This is a genomic window from Planosporangium flavigriseum (genome assembly GCF_011947225.1).
Taxonomy (GTDB): domain Bacteria; phylum Actinomycetota; class Actinomycetes; order Mycobacteriales; family Micromonosporaceae; genus Planosporangium; species Planosporangium flavigriseum.
In genome coordinates, this window is sequence record NZ_JAATVW010000005.1 from 1 (window position 1) to 16,510 (window position 16,510).

General features: G+C 68.1%; 21 protein-coding genes. 10 read left to right on the forward strand and 11 right to left on the reverse strand.

Going from position 1 to position 16,510, the window contains the following annotated elements; genetic code table 11:
- Positions 1–392 precede the first annotated feature (392 nt).
- Positions 393–1,211, reverse strand: coding sequence for an alpha/beta fold hydrolase (locus tag HC028_RS08990; RefSeq protein WP_168075210.1), 819 nt, complete (start codon positions 1,209–1,211; stop codon positions 393–395).
- Between the two features lie 565 nt (positions 1,212–1,776).
- Between HC028_RS08990 and HC028_RS08995 the strand changes: the two genes are divergently transcribed.
- Entirely contained in the window at positions 1,777–1,920 is a 144-nt protein-coding gene (locus tag HC028_RS08995; protein WP_168075212.1) for a hypothetical protein, read from the forward strand.
- Between the two features lie 15 nt (positions 1,921–1,935).
- Positions 1,936–2,166, forward strand: coding sequence for a hypothetical protein (locus HC028_RS09000; protein ID WP_338091274.1), 231 nt, complete (start codon positions 1,936–1,938; stop codon positions 2,164–2,166).
- On the opposite strand, the gene HC028_RS09005 is transcribed toward HC028_RS09000, so the two are convergent.
- Positions 2,141–2,533, reverse strand: coding sequence for a DUF5994 family protein (locus tag HC028_RS09005; protein ID WP_168075216.1), 393 nt, complete (start codon positions 2,531–2,533; stop codon positions 2,141–2,143). The genes HC028_RS09000 and HC028_RS09005 overlap by 26 nt on opposite strands.
- Positions 2,534–2,683: 150 nt before the next feature.
- Entirely contained in the window at positions 2,684–2,887 is a 204-nt protein-coding gene (locus HC028_RS09010) for a cold-shock protein (RefSeq protein WP_168075218.1), read from the reverse strand.
- Positions 2,888–3,288: 401 nt separating this feature from the next.
- Between HC028_RS09010 and HC028_RS09015 the strand changes: the two genes are divergently transcribed.
- The 4 genes from HC028_RS09015 to HC028_RS09030 all read left to right on the forward strand — a co-directional run bounded on the left by HC028_RS09015 (position 3,289) and on the right by HC028_RS09030 (position 5,490).
- The gene (locus HC028_RS09015) at positions 3,289–3,768 is read left to right on the forward strand and encodes a class I SAM-dependent methyltransferase (protein ID WP_168075897.1); all 480 of its coding nucleotides are present in this window, start codon (positions 3,289–3,291) and stop codon (positions 3,766–3,768) included.
- Positions 3,769–4,063: 295 nt separating this feature from the next.
- Positions 4,064–4,267, forward strand: a complete 204-nt coding sequence (locus tag HC028_RS09020) for a cold-shock protein (RefSeq protein WP_168075220.1) — start codon at positions 4,064–4,066, stop codon at positions 4,265–4,267.
- A 347-nt stretch (positions 4,268–4,614) separates the two neighbouring features.
- On the forward strand, positions 4,615–4,878 hold the full coding sequence (locus tag HC028_RS09025; RefSeq protein WP_168075222.1) for a hypothetical protein: 264 nt from the start codon (positions 4,615–4,617) through the stop codon (positions 4,876–4,878).
- Positions 4,879–5,133: 255 nt separating this feature from the next.
- Positions 5,134–5,490, forward strand: coding sequence for a DUF6401 family natural product biosynthesis protein (locus HC028_RS09030; protein WP_240939954.1), 357 nt, complete (start codon positions 5,134–5,136; stop codon positions 5,488–5,490).
- Positions 5,491–5,524: 34 nt separating this feature from the next.
- Here HC028_RS09030 and HC028_RS28685 read toward each other — a convergent pair whose 3' ends face one another.
- From HC028_RS28685 to HC028_RS09050, 5 genes are all read right to left on the reverse strand, one after another.
- Positions 5,525–5,806 (reverse strand): STAS domain-containing protein, encoded by a 282-nt coding sequence (locus HC028_RS28685; protein ID WP_420850179.1) that lies wholly within the window; start codon positions 5,804–5,806, stop codon positions 5,525–5,527.
- Positions 5,807–5,908: 102 nt separating this feature from the next.
- Complete coding sequence (locus tag HC028_RS09035; RefSeq protein ID WP_168075224.1) at positions 5,909–6,295, reverse strand: VOC family protein; 387 nt, start codon at positions 6,293–6,295, stop codon at positions 5,909–5,911.
- Between the two features lie 94 nt (positions 6,296–6,389).
- The gene (locus tag HC028_RS09040) at positions 6,390–7,367 is read right to left on the reverse strand and encodes an Acg family FMN-binding oxidoreductase (protein WP_168075226.1); all 978 of its coding nucleotides are present in this window, start codon (positions 7,365–7,367) and stop codon (positions 6,390–6,392) included.
- A gap of 193 nt (positions 7,368–7,560) precedes the next feature.
- Positions 7,561–8,346, reverse strand: coding sequence for an SDR family NAD(P)-dependent oxidoreductase (locus HC028_RS09045; RefSeq protein ID WP_239075480.1), 786 nt, complete (start codon positions 8,344–8,346; stop codon positions 7,561–7,563).
- A gap of 81 nt (positions 8,347–8,427) precedes the next feature.
- A complete protein-coding gene (locus tag HC028_RS09050) occupies positions 8,428–8,589 on the reverse strand; it encodes a hypothetical protein (RefSeq protein ID WP_168075200.1) in 162 nt (53 codons plus the stop codon).
- Positions 8,590–8,729: 140 nt separating this feature from the next.
- On the opposite strand from HC028_RS09050, the gene HC028_RS09055 reads away from it, so the two are divergent.
- The 3 genes from HC028_RS09055 to HC028_RS09065 all read left to right on the forward strand — a co-directional run bounded on the left by HC028_RS09055 (position 8,730) and on the right by HC028_RS09065 (position 10,965).
- On the forward strand, positions 8,730–9,467 hold the full coding sequence (locus HC028_RS09055; protein ID WP_168075228.1) for a pirin family protein: 738 nt from the start codon (positions 8,730–8,732) through the stop codon (positions 9,465–9,467).
- 260 nt (positions 9,468–9,727) lie between these two features.
- Positions 9,728–10,405 (forward strand): hydrolase, encoded by a 678-nt coding sequence (locus HC028_RS09060; protein WP_168075230.1) that lies wholly within the window; start codon positions 9,728–9,730, stop codon positions 10,403–10,405.
- Between the two features lie 320 nt (positions 10,406–10,725).
- A complete protein-coding gene (locus tag HC028_RS09065) occupies positions 10,726–10,965 on the forward strand; it encodes a hypothetical protein (RefSeq protein ID WP_168075232.1) in 240 nt (79 codons plus the stop codon).
- A 306-nt stretch (positions 10,966–11,271) separates the two neighbouring features.
- On the opposite strand, the gene HC028_RS09070 is transcribed toward HC028_RS09065, so the two are convergent.
- From HC028_RS09070 to HC028_RS09080, 3 genes are all read right to left on the reverse strand, one after another.
- Positions 11,272–12,108: a HEAT repeat domain-containing protein gene (locus tag HC028_RS09070; RefSeq protein ID WP_168075234.1), complete on the reverse strand. Its 837-nt coding sequence runs from the start codon at positions 12,106–12,108 to the stop codon at positions 11,272–11,274.
- A gap of 149 nt (positions 12,109–12,257) precedes the next feature.
- Positions 12,258–13,937, reverse strand: coding sequence for a DEAD/DEAH box helicase (locus tag HC028_RS09075; protein ID WP_168075236.1), 1,680 nt, complete (start codon positions 13,935–13,937; stop codon positions 12,258–12,260).
- 120 nt (positions 13,938–14,057) lie between these two features.
- Complete coding sequence (locus tag HC028_RS09080) at positions 14,058–15,500, reverse strand: DEAD/DEAH box helicase (protein WP_168075238.1); 1,443 nt, start codon at positions 15,498–15,500, stop codon at positions 14,058–14,060.
- A 484-nt stretch (positions 15,501–15,984) separates the two neighbouring features.
- Here HC028_RS09080 and HC028_RS09085 point away from each other — a divergent pair, with 484 nt between their 5' ends.
- The gene (locus tag HC028_RS09085; protein ID WP_167925151.1) at positions 15,985–16,188 is read left to right on the forward strand and encodes a cold-shock protein; all 204 of its coding nucleotides are present in this window, start codon (positions 15,985–15,987) and stop codon (positions 16,186–16,188) included.
- Positions 16,189–16,510 lie beyond the last annotated feature (322 nt).

The window sequence follows — 16,510 nt, forward strand, 5'->3', positions numbered from 1 at the left end:
GGCGACCTGCGCACGCGCCTGGAGATGACCACCCAGTTCGGTGCGCCGATCGCCCACACCGCCTAACCGGCTAAGGCGTTTCCCAACGTTGATATCAAGCTCAACCCACCCGCCAGGGTGACCGTTCTGGCCAAGGGCGGCAGCTATACATTCAAAGTCATCGCTCGGAACGGATCGGCGCCAGCGCGCCGTGGCTGGCCCCGCTGTCCGACGGTGGTTCGCGGATCACCGGGTACGTCGTCCCGGCGTTGCCGGTTGCGGCCAACGGGACGGTGCAGAAACCCTTCGTGCCGCCACTGCTTGCAGCGGATGCGACGGCGCTGGGGGTTGGTGGGTGCCGCTGCCGTCGGCGTAGCGGTTTGAGTCAAGCTAGAAACTTCCTCTGCGGGTTCTCAACTGCTTGAGCACACTGCGTGCGCGGCGGCAAGGATCTGATCAGTGACCGGCCCTGGGTGGGAGATGAGCGTGAGGTGCGAGCCGCCCGGTACCGATTTGATTCGCGCGTGTGCGCGGTTGGCCATGAACGTCTGCGACTCCGGTGTAATGATCTTGTCGGCGGTACCAATGACGTACCAGGACGGGATTTTCTGCCACGCTGCGGCGGCGGAGCGGGTCATGAACGCGCTTGTCGTGGCCGGGCGCTGGCTGGCCCAGAGCGTTTCCGCGGTCCGTGTCGGCAGAGCTGGGGCGAAAGACTGGAGAAAGACCTTCTCCTTCAGGTAAAGCTCGATGTCGCCAGCGGGGGCGCCGGAGTAGGGCACCCGGTCGTAGAGCGTCTCCGGTGCCGCGTTGAGTGCGGAGGTTTTCCCGCTCAGTTGCGCGGTGGTCTCGCCCACCGCAGGCGCGGCAGCGTTGACGTAGACCAGTTCCTTGACATTGGGGTTGCCGGCGGCGGCGTTGGTGATGACCGAACCGCCGTAGGAGTGACCGACGAGCACGATCGGTCCGGAGATGGTTTTCAGGAAGGCGGCGACGTCCGCTGCGTCGCTGGTCAGGCCGCGCAGCGGGTTGGCGATAGCGCGGACCACGTACCCGTCGCGCTGCAGCCGGGTGACCTCCCCGCTCCAACTGGATGCGTCGGCCCAGGCACCATGCACTAGGACCATGGTCGGTTTCGCGGCGCAGCTCGTCGCGGGGGCGGTAACCGCGGGCGTGGCGGGTGAAGATCCGGCAGCCGGGCCGTCAACCACCCCGAGGACGACCAGGGCCATCGCCATCAGCACAGCGATCCAAGCCGGACGCCGACCGCCACGCAACATTTTCATGATGCATCCCGTTCGAGCGCAGGTCCCACAGCCACCGGGTACCCCCCGCAGCCCGGCATACCCCTTTGCGTCAGCCCAGCACTTACGGCGGTGTGGCCCAGCCCTGTCCCAAACGGTCACGATCGGATCAGCCCGCGGCGGCTTGAATCAACCGAGAAAACTCCTCTGCGGTGAGCCTTCGGTTTCGGCCCTGCAAGCTGCCGAACCAGAAGACCCGGCGGGAATGGTGGTACACCAGGTCGGTTTCCCCGCTGAATGTGTATCCGGGCTATGGCGGGTAGGAGACCTGGTTCGCCGGGGACGGTTCATACGAACGTCCCTGCGGCAGCGGCGACGGTGCAAAACACCTTGCGGCGGCGAGCGGGAAAGCCGAGTGTCACTCAAGGGGGGGCCCACGAGCCACCGGTAGTACACGAGGTACTCGCTGCGCATCGCTCGGTACGTCAGCGTCGGCGGGTGCACGGTCGGACGGCGGTCCTTCCTGCGGGGCATTGTCGGTGGTGCGGCCGGAGTGGTCGCCGGAAAATCGGTCGCCTCCGGTGTGGCCCTCGCCGCCGACCGGCAGGACGACTACAACCTGGAGGCGGCTCGGGAAGGGACGCGGAGCTTCCCGTTCTACGGCCAGCACCAGGCGGGTATCGCCACTCCTCCGTAGACAGCCGCCGCTTTCCTGTCCCTCGACGTGACCGCAGCCAACCGCGCTGAGCTCACCGAGCTGTTCCGCGCGCTCACCGCGCGTGCGGCGTTCCTGACTGCGGGCGGTACTCCTCCTCCGACCTCGCCGAACGCACCGCCGTCGGACGACCGGCTGCTCGGCCCGACGGTGCTGCCGCCCTCGTTTTCCCATATCGCGTTCGGGTCCGGGCAGTTGCCTGCTACCGCGACTGACGGGGCGGGGTAGCAGTGAGGATGTCCGGTGCGCGCATGAAGTTGGTCGGGTCGGCTGCCATGGTCATCGCCCGCTCGGCTGCCGGGGCGGCCGTCTGGGGTGGTACCACGAGCAGGTCGAGCTGGTCGCCCCGGTGGGTAGTGGCGATGAACAGGGTGGGGTCGAGGCTGGAGAACCAGCCGATCCGGATTACTGCCGTACCGACCGCGAGTTTGCGGAAGCGGCTGTCCCAGCTGGCGTCATTGAGCATCACAGAACGGATTGGCCCGTAGCGGGCGGCGAGGGCTAGGACGAGGCCGGGAACTTCGGCGACCGGGTCCCAGCAGCGGGGCCACCACCCGCCGTCGAGGACGGCATAGTCGGCTCGAGTGGGGGGCACCGACGACAACGGCCAGCGGAATATTGGCAAGAACGAACTGGGATTGAGGGTGGTGAGGTCGGGCCCCGCAGCACAGGGCAGCAATGCGGGGCCCGAGCACCGTGGCGCCGTGCGGCGCCGCCCGGACCACAGTGGGCCCGGGAGCATGACTCAGATCCGGCGGACGGCCTCCGCCTGCGGGCCCTTGGTGCCCTGAACGATGTCGAACTCGACCCGCTGGCCTTCCTGGAGTTCGCGGAAGCCGTCAGCCTGGATCGCGGTGTGGTGCACGAAAACGTCGGGACCGTCGCCGTCGACGCTGATAAAGCCAAAACCCTTGTCGGCGTTGAACCACTTCACGGTGCCAGCGGACACGGATGTCTCCTTCGCGGTCACGACCCTCGCGCTGCGAGACCCGGGTGGGCCGTCTCAAGCAGCGGCGAACCCACGGCGAATCCGAAAGCAGACCGATCCGGGCCGTAGCCGGGCAGAAGGCAACCACAAAACAAGAGAATGCTTTGCTGACTGTACACGCTCTGCGGGTAACGCCTGGGCGGCAATGGCCGCGCGCAAGGTCGTTCCGGCCGTGACGGGATGAAGTACGCCGATCATGTATGCCGCAGCCGACGGCTGCGCCACGGAGCCGAACTCACCTGTCGGCGCTGTTCCAGTCGTCGCGTGCCGGCGGCGTGGGCTGGGCACCCCGGGCGCGAGAAGCCCGACGCCCGTCAACAAATCGATGAGTTCCCCCGTTTGTGCGGCATGCTGGGTAAGTGATGAATCGGACGGCACATCCCCTGACCAACGACGACCGGCCCGACGTCGTTGCCGGTCTGCGGGTGTTCGATGTGGCCTCCGGGTCGGGTCTGGTGGCCATTGCCGCGGCGGTGGCCGGTGCGGCAGCCGTCACCGCCAACGACATCGACCCCTACGCTCTCGCCGCGATAGCGCTGAACGCGCAGGCCAATGATGTGGCTGTCGAGGTAAGCCGCGGCGATCTGCTCGACGGTGACGGTGATGACGCTGAGGTGGTGCTCGCCGGAGACGTCTTCTACAGCCAGTCCATGGCTCAGCGGATGTTGCCGTTCCTGCACCGCGCCGCCACGCGCGGCGCCCGGGTCCTGGTCGGCGATCCCGGACGGGCCGACCTGCCAAACGACAGCCTGGAGGTTGCCGCGAGTTACCAGGTTTCCATGATGGGAGCCCCCGAGGACGCGCAGATCAGCCAGGTCTACGTGCTTGAGTTGCGCCGCTGACCGTACCGCTCGGCAATGGCGGGGCGGCGTCCCACACTGCTCTCCAGCACCGCCTGGTCGGCGGCGCGGACCCAGTGGTCGCCAGTGTCCGAGCCCGGGGGAGTGACACTACTGCTGCGACCCGCCGGGATCCCTGTTAGAGTGAACGAAGTTTTTGGATAGGTGGTTCGCCTTATCCCGGCCAGTTGGTAGATCGCAGATGCGTAGCCAGCGGGTTGGGCGATGTGGGGCCGCTAGACCAACGGCTTCCGGATCTGCATGGTGCAGGTCCTCGCCTAAACAAGGGAGAATGGCAATGGCACAGGGCACCGTGAAGTGGTTCAACGCCGACAAGGGTTTCGGTTTCATCAGCCAGGACGGCGGCGGCGACGACGTATTCGTCCACTTCTCCGCCATCCAGTCCGGCGGTTACCGGTCGCTTGAGGAGAACCAGCGGGTCGAGTTCGAGATCACGCAGGGCCAGAAGGGCCCGCAGGCCGAGAACGTTCGCCCGCTCTGATTGAAGCTCGCGTGCGGCCGGCAACTCGGACTCGAGCGGTTGCACCAATGAACGACGGGGTGGTCGGCCCGACGTAACCGACCGGCACCGATCCCCGCCTCTGTCTCACAGACGAGGCGGGGATCGATGCTATTGAGGCTTGCCCGCCTTGCGGCTCTCACCGCGGCTGGACGAGTACCCTCGCATGCCCATGTCGTTAGGGCGAGCTTCCGCGCCCTCGCTAATGGGTGGACACCGCCTTCCATCACACGTCTGCCTGGGCGGCACGCCACGGTGTAACGGTGTGATGCCGCCCGGTACGCTGCTGTGAGCGACCTGTCTAGGCCGTGGATGGAGCGACGGACACCATGACACGGTATGTGGTTGGCGGGTACGAGGAGTTCCCGGTGCTCCACCTTCGGCCGGTCGATGATGGGCGGGGCGTGGAGCTTCCGGAAGCGTTGTACACGCGGTGGCAGCAGGCGCGGGCTGAATTGGACGCCACGCAGCGGGAGATAGTGGCACATATTCGTGCGACCGCCGGATCCGATGCCATTCCAGCGGAGTTGCGGGAAGCCCAGGACCATCCCAACCAGGATCATCCCTCCGACCGTGCGTGGAAGCTGCACTGACTCGTGCAGCGATGGCTTCATGCGTAGGTTCCGGCTCGGCGCTCCTTGCTGAACTGATCTCGGCCCTGGCTGCTGCTACGCGCTGCGCGGCGGATAGGCCGGAACTGCCAGGGCATCTGCTCGGAGTACGTCTGGTGACGCGATTGCCGGCCTGACAGCACGTTTTTGGTCCAACGGTGTGGGTTCGGGTGGCAGGTGGGTGCGGATCGGTTTCCGTGCCGCTACCTGCCCTTTTTGCTCAATAGTGTCTGGGCCATGACGAGCGGCGAGTACGGCAGCACGACGAGCACGATGATGGTCGAGGAGGCCGCCCGCGCGTGCCTGGACGCCCTGATGGGCTGGGTGGGCGTCGACGGGCTGGTGGCCGCGATCCGCGACCCCGGACTGCTGGCGACGATCGATCAGCACGCGGCGGTGGTACGCGACGTGCTCGGTGAGGGGGTCACCGAGGCGCGGGCGCTGGCCGAGTACGCCCGGCAGGTGCACGCCGCGGCGATGGCTGCGGGGCACCGGATGCCGGGCCCGGGCCGCGTGGACTGGGCAAACGCTTCGGCGTACCTGCTGCGCCTGGTGGCGGTGTGCGCACTGGCCGGCACCGCCGACCGCCTCTGACGTGATCTCCGCCCGGTGACGTAGCTCTTCGTCATCATCGGGCGTGCGTTGCAGCGGAGCGGTCGGTGGTTCCTGGCCGTTCCCGCCGTCCCCATACGTGACGTTGTCCAGCGCGGGCAGCGCCGACGGGCATTTCCACCCCGGCTGAGTCGCATGCCTGGACCTCGGCAAGATCTATCACCAGAACCGACCGGTCGCCGGCCAGCAGGCGGGCCACCTCGGGATCAACCATCAGCACCGCTTCCGCACACAACCCACCGGCCAGGGCGAGCACGCACGCCCCGTGTACCTCGTACGTCGACCAGCTCAACCGCATACGTCGGCTGTACCCAGCGGAGCCGGCCGCTGTCAGGTTCGCGGCCCTGCGCGGGTGTGGGCGGCGCTCGCCGGAAGCCGACGGCGAACGTGCTCGGCAGAGTCATATGGGGGACTGCGTGAGAACTTCCATGATGTGCCCGTCGGGGTCGTCGAAATAGACGGTCCGCCCTCCCCGGTCGTAGTTGATCTCACCTGGTCGCTTCGGCTCGTGCCGGTTGGCGTAGAAGCTCAGATCCGCATCGCGGATGCGGGCGAAGATCTGGTCGAAGTCCGTCTCGCTGACCAGGAAGGCGTAGTGGTGCGGGGTGACCTGCTGGGTGCCGAGCAGATTGACGTCAGCGAAGTCCAAGGAGACGTCGCCGACACGTACCGGGACGAACGGGCCCCACTGAGCCGATGCCTCAAGCCCGAGGATCGCGGGCAGGAAGCCCGCTGAAGCTTGCTTGTCGGTGGCCGGCACGATGGCGTGGTTGAGGGAAATCGTCATCGTGTTCGCCTCCTCCTGCGACAGGACGGTTTTGGGTTGGCGGGCGCCGCGGAAGATGCCTCTGGCGGTTCACTGTCCGGTGCCGGGCTTGCCGTTACGTGTCGAAGTCGATCGCATCGCCGGGATCGCGTCGGGGGCTTGCCTGCGGGCTTGTGGCCGGCTCGGCTACGCCGACCCGCAACACCAGGAACGGATTTTCCAATCCGCCGAGCTTCGCGCTCAGGTCTGCGCGGGTCGACACCACCTCAGTCAGGTCGCTCATCGGCGACACCCCCAGACCTTCCTCGATCGCGGCCAGCAGAACCGCCGACAGCGCCTCACCGGCTCGCAGCCAGGTGGCCGGCGCGTCGGTGTCGCCGCCGAGCACCATGTACCGGGTCTGCTGGTCGGGCCCGGTATCTGAGGCGAGATCACCGCCGCCCTCAAAGCCGAAATCGCGTACCTGATTCATGCGCCACGTGGGTACCGTGACGGTGTCAGCCGGGATGCCCTCGCTGCCGGCTTCTTCCGCCGCGTGAGTCCAGCCGGCGAGTTCAGCGCGGTAGGCCGGATTGTGCAGTTCCAGACGCTGAGCGTTGAAGACCACGGTCGCCAACGCGTTCATGTCCTCGAGTTCGAGCAGGTACAGGTGGATCCCGTGGCCTTCAGCGGCGTCGCGGAGCCGCTCGAGCGCGTCGGGTTGGACGGGTTGGTCGGTGAACAATCGCCGGTCGGTGTGGCGGATGAGGGCGGCTTGGTAGCAACGGATGTCGACAGGCTGGGGTGGCTGCTCGCCGATGACCCTGATCCGCGCGAGTAGGTCGGAGCGGGCCGGGTCGGGCAGCAGATCGACAGCGGCGGCGCGGCCTTCGGCGGCGAGCGCGATTGTGGCGTGGTGCAGCGCGATTCCGCAGCTGAGCGTGGTGAGCCGGTGGTCGGGGTCGACGACCGGCAGTTGGCGCCCGGGGTCGGACCACAGTTCGAGGACGCCCCGGCCGACATGCCAGTGCCACGGCTGGGTATTGAAGATCGATGGTGCGCGCAACGCGACCTCTGCGGCCATCCTCAGCACGTCGGTCTCAGTAGGCGCCATCGCACGGCCTCCTCGGCGCGATCCTTTTCATCCTACCGGCACACCGGACACGCCGTTGAGGGCCAAAGGTCCCCGTCTCACGATCCTTCGAGCGGCGCGGCACCGTGCCGGAGGGGTTCCGGCCCGCCGCGGGGCTCGGATCCTGCCTGCCCCGGCGGCGTTCGGCCTGCCACCCACCCCCAGGAGCTTGGCGCTAGATCGCGGTGCGTCCGCCGTCTGCGGCAACGGTCGCGCCGGTGACGTAGCTCGCGCGGGGCGATGCGAGGAATGCGACGACCTCGGCGATCTCCTCGGGTCGTGCGGCACGGTTGAGCAGGGTAGTGGTACCGAGCGCTTCGATGCGCTCAGGTGCCGCACCACTGGTGTAGACCGGGCCGGGGGCGACGGCGTTCACCCGCACACCGCTGGGGCTGAACTCCGCGGCCCAGGCGCGCGTCATCGACGAGAGGCTGGCCTTCGTAGCCCCGTAGGCCGCACCACCCGCGAGTCCGATCTCGCCGGCCATACTGCCGATGTTGATGATGTTGCCGGTGCCCCTGGCCGCCATCCCCGGCGCGAACGCGCCGACGAGGAAGTAGGGTGCACGGACGTCGCTGGCGAACATGGCGTCGAATGTCTCGACGTCGAGGTCCGCGCTCGCGCCGAACCAGGAGAATCCGGCGTTGTTGACCAGGACGTCAATGTCGCCGGTCTCTTCGGCCAGGCGCTCAACGTCGGCTGGATTGCTGAGGTCGGCTGCGACGAAGCGGGCGCGGCCGCCGTCGTGTTCGATCTCTTCGACAACCTGGCCTCCCCGCTCGGCGTCGCGTCCGTGCACGATGACCTCGAAATCGTCCTCGGCCAGCTGTTCGGCGACCGCGCGGCCGATGCCGGACGTCGCTCCGGTCACCAGCGCTTTCGAGGGTTGAATGTCGACGTCGCCCCGCTGATCTGCCATGACTACTCCCTGACTCGAAATGCTCATGGCCGACAGGTCCATGTAGCGCCTGGGCCCTGTGTCGGCGGCGGCTTGCGATCATCGAGTCACCGCCAACGGTGGAGCTACCCGGACGCGCATCGATCACATCTCCGCCACGCCAACCAATACGGCCATCTCGCCATCTCGCTGTTCGCCGTCGACGAGTACCAGGTCGGCCCGCCGGCCCGGCGCGACGACGCCGCGGTCGGTGAGGCCGAAGTGTTCGGCGGGCAATACGCGGACGTTGCGCAGGGCAGTCTTCATAGGTCCGCAGGTGCCCCACTTTCCGCGCTGATGAACCCGTCGTCCGCTGGCCGGCGGCCGGGCGCGACGCCGTCCGGGGACGTTAGATCGGTCTCCCGGCGGGCAGAAACGTTGAGTAGACCAGAGGCGGTGAGGTCGTCATGCTCACCATCCGGCGCGACGCGGAGATCTTCGAGACCGACGGCGGGTGGTTCCACGCTTGCTGGCACTTCTCCTTCGACCGCTATCACGACCCGCAGCAGATGGGAGTCGGTCCGCTACGCGTGTTCAACGACGACCGGATCGTCGCTGGCGCGGAGTGGCCGATGCATCCCCACCGCGACATCGAGTCGCTGACCTACGTGGTCGAGGGGCACTTTGAGCACGCGGATTCCCTCGGCAACGACGGCCGCCTCGAACCGGGGGGTACGCAGGGCATGTCGTTCAGCCACCGTGGGGCGATGCACTCGGAGCGCAACGCGTCGCGGACCGAGCCGCTGCGGTTCCTGCAGTTCTGGATTCTGCCCGCGGCGGAGAGCGCCGAGTCGGGCGTCCAGCAGCGCCAGCACACCGCCGACGAGCGTACCGACCGGTGGTTGCAGATCATGGGCCCGGCTGGTGAGGAGGGCCTGGATCTGCGTCAGGACGCCCGGGTACGGGTGGCGCGGCTGACCGCCGGGCGTCAGCTCACCCATGCGTGGGGTGACGGGCGGGGCGGCTACCTGTACGTGATCGGCGGTGACGCCAGCCTTGACGGGCAGAAGGTCGCCACCGGCGACGCGGCGAAGGTCCACGGCCCGCACGAGGTCGTGGTTCAGGCCGCGGCCGACACCGAGCTGATCAACATTGATGTGCCGTTGGCGTACGAGCCGGTCGGGGTGTGGGCCGGCCACCGCTGAGCGAGCCCCGGCCGGGAGCGGTCGGCCGGCGGGGAACGTTAGGCCAGATCCCACGGGGCGGGGGAGCGTCAGTTGGCCAGCGGCGGAGAGGTGCCCGTGCTCACCATCCGACACGATGCGGTGATCGTCACGCGGGGTGGCGTGGTCGGGCGCCCGGCGCATCCCTGCCGCGACGTCGGACCTCTGGCCTCCGTGACGGAGACCCTGGCTGGCGACAACGAGCCGGCCTCCGCGGTGAACCCCTCAACCAGGAGGAAGTCATGGTAAGCCTGCCTATACGCGATCCCGTGAAAGACCACCTGTTGACCCCGAAGAACGCAGCCTTGGTGATCATCGACTACCAGCCGCTGCAGATGTACACCGTCCATTCGACGGAACCGGGCAGGATGATCAACAACATGATCGCACTGACGAGGCTGGCGAAGGTGTTCGGTGTGCCGATCATTCTTTCCACGGTCAACGTCACCAACGGCGTGAACCCGGACACCATCAAGCAGCTTAAAGACGAAATCCCCAATGTGCGCTCCTACGACCGCACGCAGATCAACGCCTGGGAAGACCGGGAATTCGTGGAGGCGGTGAAGGGCACCGGCCGCCGCAAGCTGATCATGTGCGCGCTGTGGACCGAAGCGTGCCTGTTGTTCCCCACCCTGGATGCGCTCAACGAGGGCTACGACGTCTGGCCCGTGACCGATGCGGTCGGCGGCACGACGGTCGAGTCGCACCGGACCGCGCTCCAGACGATGAATCAGGCTGGCGCGAAACTCACGACCTGGAACTCGGTGGCGTGCATGCTCCAGCGGGACTGGGCGCGCAAGGAGACGGTGCCGGGCTTCCTGCAGACCGTCATCGACCAGAACCTGGACTGGGGCTGGTACGAGGAACTCCGGGGCGCTGGCAAGCGGCAGGAGGCCCCCGTCCCGGTTGGTGCCAGGTAGCCGCAGGCACGCCCGTGCCCGGCACCGCCTGCTCGACGGCGGTCAAAGAAGACCAGTCCGCTACGTGCGGACATCGCAGCGTCTCACCTTCCGTAACCGAGGGCGTCCTGACCGGCTCGCAGGACGGGTGGTGGACCATGGCGCTCGGTGCCAAGGACGCCGGCCTGGCGGTCGCCACCCCGCGCTGGGCACACGGACCGTCGACCGGACGGGCTCGGCCCTGCGATACCGTCAAGAGGCGCCCGCACCGGACGTCGAGCAGTCCGCGTCCGCCGGCTGGCGATGGTCCGTAGGGCACCCGACGAATCAGGGAGATACCGATGCCGGAGCCTGAGCCCGCTCAAGACGCCCACGCCGAGGATGCCGACACGCCAGCCACCGCCGAGACCGAGACCGAGACCGAGACCGAGACCGACGAGCCTGCCGGTTACGCAAATCGGGCTGCCCGACGCGCGAAGGGCAAGGTGTCCTCGCCGCAACCGTATGGAAAGGGTCAGCGCCCCGGCGGCCGGCCCTCGGTCCAGAGCCCGCGCCAGTGGGGTAACCGTCGAAGCGGCTGATCCGTCGACGGTGTCGTCGTCGGCACACGGCTGCCGGTGTCCGCGGTGATGGTGGCGGGGGATTAGAGAGCGCAGCGGGGCGCGTTGAATGGCGCTGAACCCCGCTGCGCTGTTCGCGGCGTCGTGTCGTGACCTGCGATTCCTCTTGTTACTGCAGGTCACGGGCCCAGCAGGCGGCACCCGTCGACGACGCGCATGTACCCCGGTTCGGGTTCTCCAAGGGCAAACGCAGCGCAAGATGCGTACCGACATGGGCTCGTTCTGGATGTGCAGTGCTGCGCCAGGGACCGCCGTGGCGCAGGATCGTCACCTTGAGGTTCGGGGCCGGGCTTGACGTGTCGGCTCGGCACGTGCGGCGATGGCGGCCTGAATGCGGCGCAGGGTCCGCAGGCCCTTCTTAGCCGACACGCTCACCCGGCCGTCGAAGACGGTTGTGCCGCGGTCCTCCGCAGCCAGGCGGGTCAAGCTCGGGACGGCCCGTTCGTCGCCGGTGGAGCCCAGCGCGGTCGCGGCCCAGTAACGCTGGTCCGAGTCGGTCGACGTGGCCGCGTCGATCAGCCGCGGGATGACGTCGGGCGCGAACTGCGCCAATGCACTGGCGATGTAGCCGATCCGCGCGTAGCGGCGATGGGTGAACTCGGCCCACAGTGCGGCGAGGGCCTCCTCGCCACCGATCGCGGCGAGCGCGTCAGCGGCGCGGTGTCGCACCCACTCGGCCGGATCCTGCAGCAACGGCGCCAGCACTCCGACCACCGTCTCGTCGCCGAGCACACCCAGGCCGACGATGACGCGCTCCCGTACGATCCATTGGGGATGATCGACGAGGTCGAGCAGGGCGGGCACCGCGGCGCGGATGCCAAGGTCGGTGCAGCCGGTGGCCGCCCACGCCTGGCAGTTGTACCGGGTGTCGGCGAGCGCGGTGAGCAGCGGCGCTTCCAGGTCGGCGTCGCCGAAGACCTCGATCCGGTTGAGCGCGCGGCAGTAGATGGACCGGTGGAAGTCGCGGTAGTCCCGGACGACCGTGCGAAGCGCAGCGGTCGCCGAGGCGTCGTCGCGCTCGGCGCGCTTCAGGAGGAGGTGAAGGTTCTCCTCCCGGCTCTCAAGGTCGCCTTCCTTCAGGGAACGTACGTCCTCAAGGTCCACACACCTACGGTACAAGGCCCGATGGTGTCCGCAGCGCGCCGGCCCGCGCACACGCCGGGCTGGACGGCAGCCACGACCCGGCGGAGTCCGGTCGGTGACGCACCGGTGAGTGGCTGGGTCGTCGACCGGAGTGGGGAAATGCCCAACGGCTAGCGAGCCCCGCCGCGCTCCCGACGTACCGTCGCTCTCTTTCCCTTGATCGTGCTTGCACGCAGGGCGGCGATCACGTCGTTGGCTGCGGACTCGGGGACCTCCACGAGCGAGAAGCGGTCGGCGATCTCGATCAGCCCGATCTCGCGTGTGCTCAGGCGGGCCTCACCGATGATCGCGCCGACCAGATCCTGCGGCCGGATTCCGGCCCGGCGTCCGACGCCGACGAACAGACGGGTCATCCCTTCCGCGGACGCACGTCCCCGCCGGTCGTCGCGGTTACCGGAATCCCGGCCACCCCGCATCTCCCGACTGGTGGCCGAACCGACCTCCGGAATCTCGTCCTCGTCGGCCGCCCCGCCGGTGGCCTCGTGCGCGAGTTTCACCGCGGCCAGTGCGATCTCCATGAGATCGAACTCGTCGGCGAGACTCTCCACCACGACCCGGAAGCGCTCGAGGCCATCCTCCAGGAGGCTTTCCTGCAGCGCCGCACGGGTCAATTCCAGCTTCCGGGCACGCATGTCGGCGATGGTGGGTACCTTCTCGACGGTGATCCGCTGTTTGGTCACCCGCTCGATGGTCTTGAGCATGCGGTGCTCTCGTGGCTCCGCGAGGGTGATCGCCACACCCTCGCGGCCGGCCCTGCCGACTCGGCCGATCCGGTGCACGTACGACTCGGGCGCGGACGGGACGTCGTAGTTGACCACGTGGGTGAGCTGCTCGATGTCCAGCCCGCGGGCGGCCACATCGGTGGCGACGAGCAGATCTGCCGTTCCGCCGCGCAGCCGGCTCATCACCCGGTCTCGCTGCTCCTGGCTCATCCCGCCGTGCAGAGCCTCGGCGCGGTACCCGCGTCCGTTCATCGTCTCCGCGAGCCGGTCGACCTCCTCACGCGTACGGCAGAACACGATCGCCGCGGTAGGCGCCTCAATGTCCAGAACCCGCCCGAGCGCCGCCGGCTTGTGCGACCGCGGAACCAGGTAGGCGCTCTGACGCACCAACGGCGCCTCGCCCGGAGCGGGCATTTCCCGCCCGATCTGGATCCGGACCGGGTCCTGCAGGTGGCGGCGGGCCAGCCCGTCGATGCGCTTCGGCATCGTCGCCGAGAACAGGACCGTCTGACGATCCTCGGGGGTCTCCTGCAGGATCGCCTCGATGTCCTCGCTGAACCCCATGTCGAGCATCTCGTCCGCCTCGTCGAGCACGACGGTCTTGAGGCTCTGCAACCGGAGTGTCCCGCGGGCGATGTGGTCGAGCGCTCGCCCGGGCGTGGCCACCACGACGTCGACCCCGCCCTCGAGCGCCCGCAGTTGCCGGCCGATCGGCTGCCCGCCGTAGATCGGCAGGACACGTACGCCCAGATCACGGCCGTAGCGGTGGAACGCTTCCGAGACCTGGACGGCGAGCTCACGGGTGGGTACGAGGATCAGCGCCGTCGGCTGCGCGTTCTCGCCGAGGCCGGTCATCCGCTGGAGTACCGGCAGGGCGAAAGCCGCCGTCTTTCCCGTCCCCGTCGCGGCCTGCCCGAGCAGGTCGCGTCCGCCGAGTAGCGGGGGGATCGCTTCGCGCTGGATCGGCGTGGGTTCTTCATAGCCGAGACCGGAGAGGGCGCGCAGGAGCTCAGGGCGCAGCGCCAGATCGGCGAAGGTGGTCGAGGCGTCAGCAGCGTTCGGCGTCATGGTCGTCCTCCTGGTTTCGGACCGACGCTCGCCGGACTCCTGTCGATGACCCTCCTACCGTGACGCGGCCTGCCGCGCCGACATCGCTCACACCCCCGGACAGCGGAGCGGGTCTCCACATCAGCGTCCGCCCCGGCGGCTGCCGGCGCGCGTCCGAGCGGAGAAGGCCGCCGCGCCACCCGGCCCGGCCGGTGCCGCCGCCGTGACGGCGCCATCTCGGGAACCCGACCGCGATGACGACGCCCGCGGGACCGACCCGGACGCGGTGTGGGTCGACGACCGGCGCCGCGCGGCGTGCCGATCCGTACGGCCGGGCCCTGCGGTGTCGGTCGCAACCGGTGCGCCCGCCGGCGGCTTGACGAACGAGCGCTCGCCGGGGGCGAGTTCGGTCAGCAGCGGGTTCCCGGGTCGCAGACGCGTGGTGGTCGCCACGATGCCCGCTTTCCGGATCAGGTCGCGTACCTCGGGAACCTGGTCGTCGGTCATGAGCGTGACCACCGTGCCCTCGGCGCCGGCGCGGGCCGTTCGACCGGAGCGGTGCAGGTACGCCTTGTGTTCGACGGGGGGATCGGCGTGGATGACGAGGCTCACATCGTCGACGTGGATGCCGCGGGCGGCGATGTCGGTGGCCACCAGCGTGTTCGCGGAACCGTCGGAGAAGGCGAGCAGATTGCGGGTACGCGCGTTCTGGGCGAGGTTGCCGTGCAGTTCGACAGCCGGTACCCCGGCGGCGATCAGCCGGCGCGTCAGGGTCTTCGCGCCCCGTTTGGTACGGGTGAACACCACCGTGCGACCCGGCGCCGAGGCGAGGTCGACCAGCACGGGGAACCGGTCGTCGTCGTGTACGTGCAGCACGTGATGCGACATCGCCGCGACCGGTGACTGCGCCGAGTCGACGCTGTGGGTGACCGGGTCGGTGAGGAACCGTCGCACCAGGACGTCGACCCCGGCATCCAGTGTCGCCGAGAACAGCAGCCGCTGCCCGGAGCGTGGAGTCTGCTCGAGCAGCCGCCGGACGACGGGAAGGAAGCCGAGGTCGGCCATGTGGTCGGCCTCGTCGAGCACGGTGATCTCGACGGCGTCGAGATGCGCGTGGCCGGACTTGACGTGGTCGGCGAGCCGGCCGGGACAGGCCACGAGAACGTCCACGCCCTGGCGCAGGCCGGCGATCTGCGGGTTGGCGCCGACCCCGCCGAAGATGGTCAGCGTCCGCAGTGACAGGGCTTGGGCCAGTGGCGCGATCGACGCCGAGATCTGGGTGGCCAGCTCGCGGGTGGGTGCGAGGATCAGCGCCCGCGGGCGGCCGGGCCGTCGCGGCGAGCCGCTGGCCGCCAGTCTGGTCAGCACGGGGAGGACGAACGCGTAGGTCTTGCCCGAGCCGGTTCGGCCCCGGCCGAGCACGTCGCGCCCTGCTAGGGCGTCGGGCAGGGTCGCCGCCTGGATGGGGAACGGTTTGGTAACGCCGTCGGCGGCGAGCACCCGGGTGAGCGTGGCGGGCACGCCGAGGTCGGCGAAGGTCATGGATTCAGCTGAGGATGTGTGGTGAGGGCGGCGGGCCGCCATGAAGTCTCCGAACGTGGAAGGGTCGTCCTGCCCGGCGCAGACCCGAACGGTCGCGGCGCGTGGTGGTCGACAACGAAACGGCTCGAGGCAGAACTGTGCGAGCCGTAGATCAAAGTGTACCCGAGCCGGCTGAATACCCGTACGGGTACTTCGGTCGCCTTGGTCTCAGTGTCTGCTCGGCCGCTGCGCACAGCGGGTTCTGGAGTCCTACAGGCTGTCTGGGGCGCGACTGGAAGGTCGAGCGTGGCGGGCGGTGAGTGGTTGTTGGTGGCGGTGGGGTACGGCTTCGCTATGAAAGTCGTCGAGTTATTGCTAGGGTGAGTGAAGTTTGTTTTTTGGGGGTCGGTGGGTCGCTGTATCTGAACCGCTTGACGGGTCGCATGGTTTATTGATGCCGTCAGTGGGGTCAGGTGATGGGGCCCGCGTGACCAAGATGGCGGCGGATCTGCGTTCGCAGATTTTCGCGCCTTATCAAGGAGTTGTAGTGGCTCAGGGCACTGTGAAGTGGTTCAACGGCGACAAGGGTTTCGGCTTCATCGCCCAGGACGGGGGCGGTGACGACGTGTTCGTTCACTTCTCTGCTATTCAGTCCGGCGGTTTCCGTTCGCTGGAGGAGAACCAGCGGGTCGAGTTCGACGTCACGCAGGGCCAGAAGGGCCCGCAGGCGGAGAACGTCCGCGTCATCTGACTTAAGATCGGGCTGCCGCAGGGTCCCGGCGTGTTCGCCGGGATGGTCGAGCGGCACCGGTGAGCGACCGGAGTGCCGGGGCGGTCGACCTGGCAGTATCGGGCGGTGCTCGATCCCCGCACCCTTTTTGGTGCGGGGATCGATGCTATCCGGAGCATTTTGAGTTGCTCATGGTTCGGCTGCGATGCGGTTGACGCGCCTTTGCCGGTTACGAGGGCGCCAGAAAATGCTGATGAGCTCATTGGAAAGAGCAATCCGGGGTTGCCTGCACCGCAGACTGTGTTCGCCATATTTTTGCGTGCTTACGACTGCCGGCTAATGT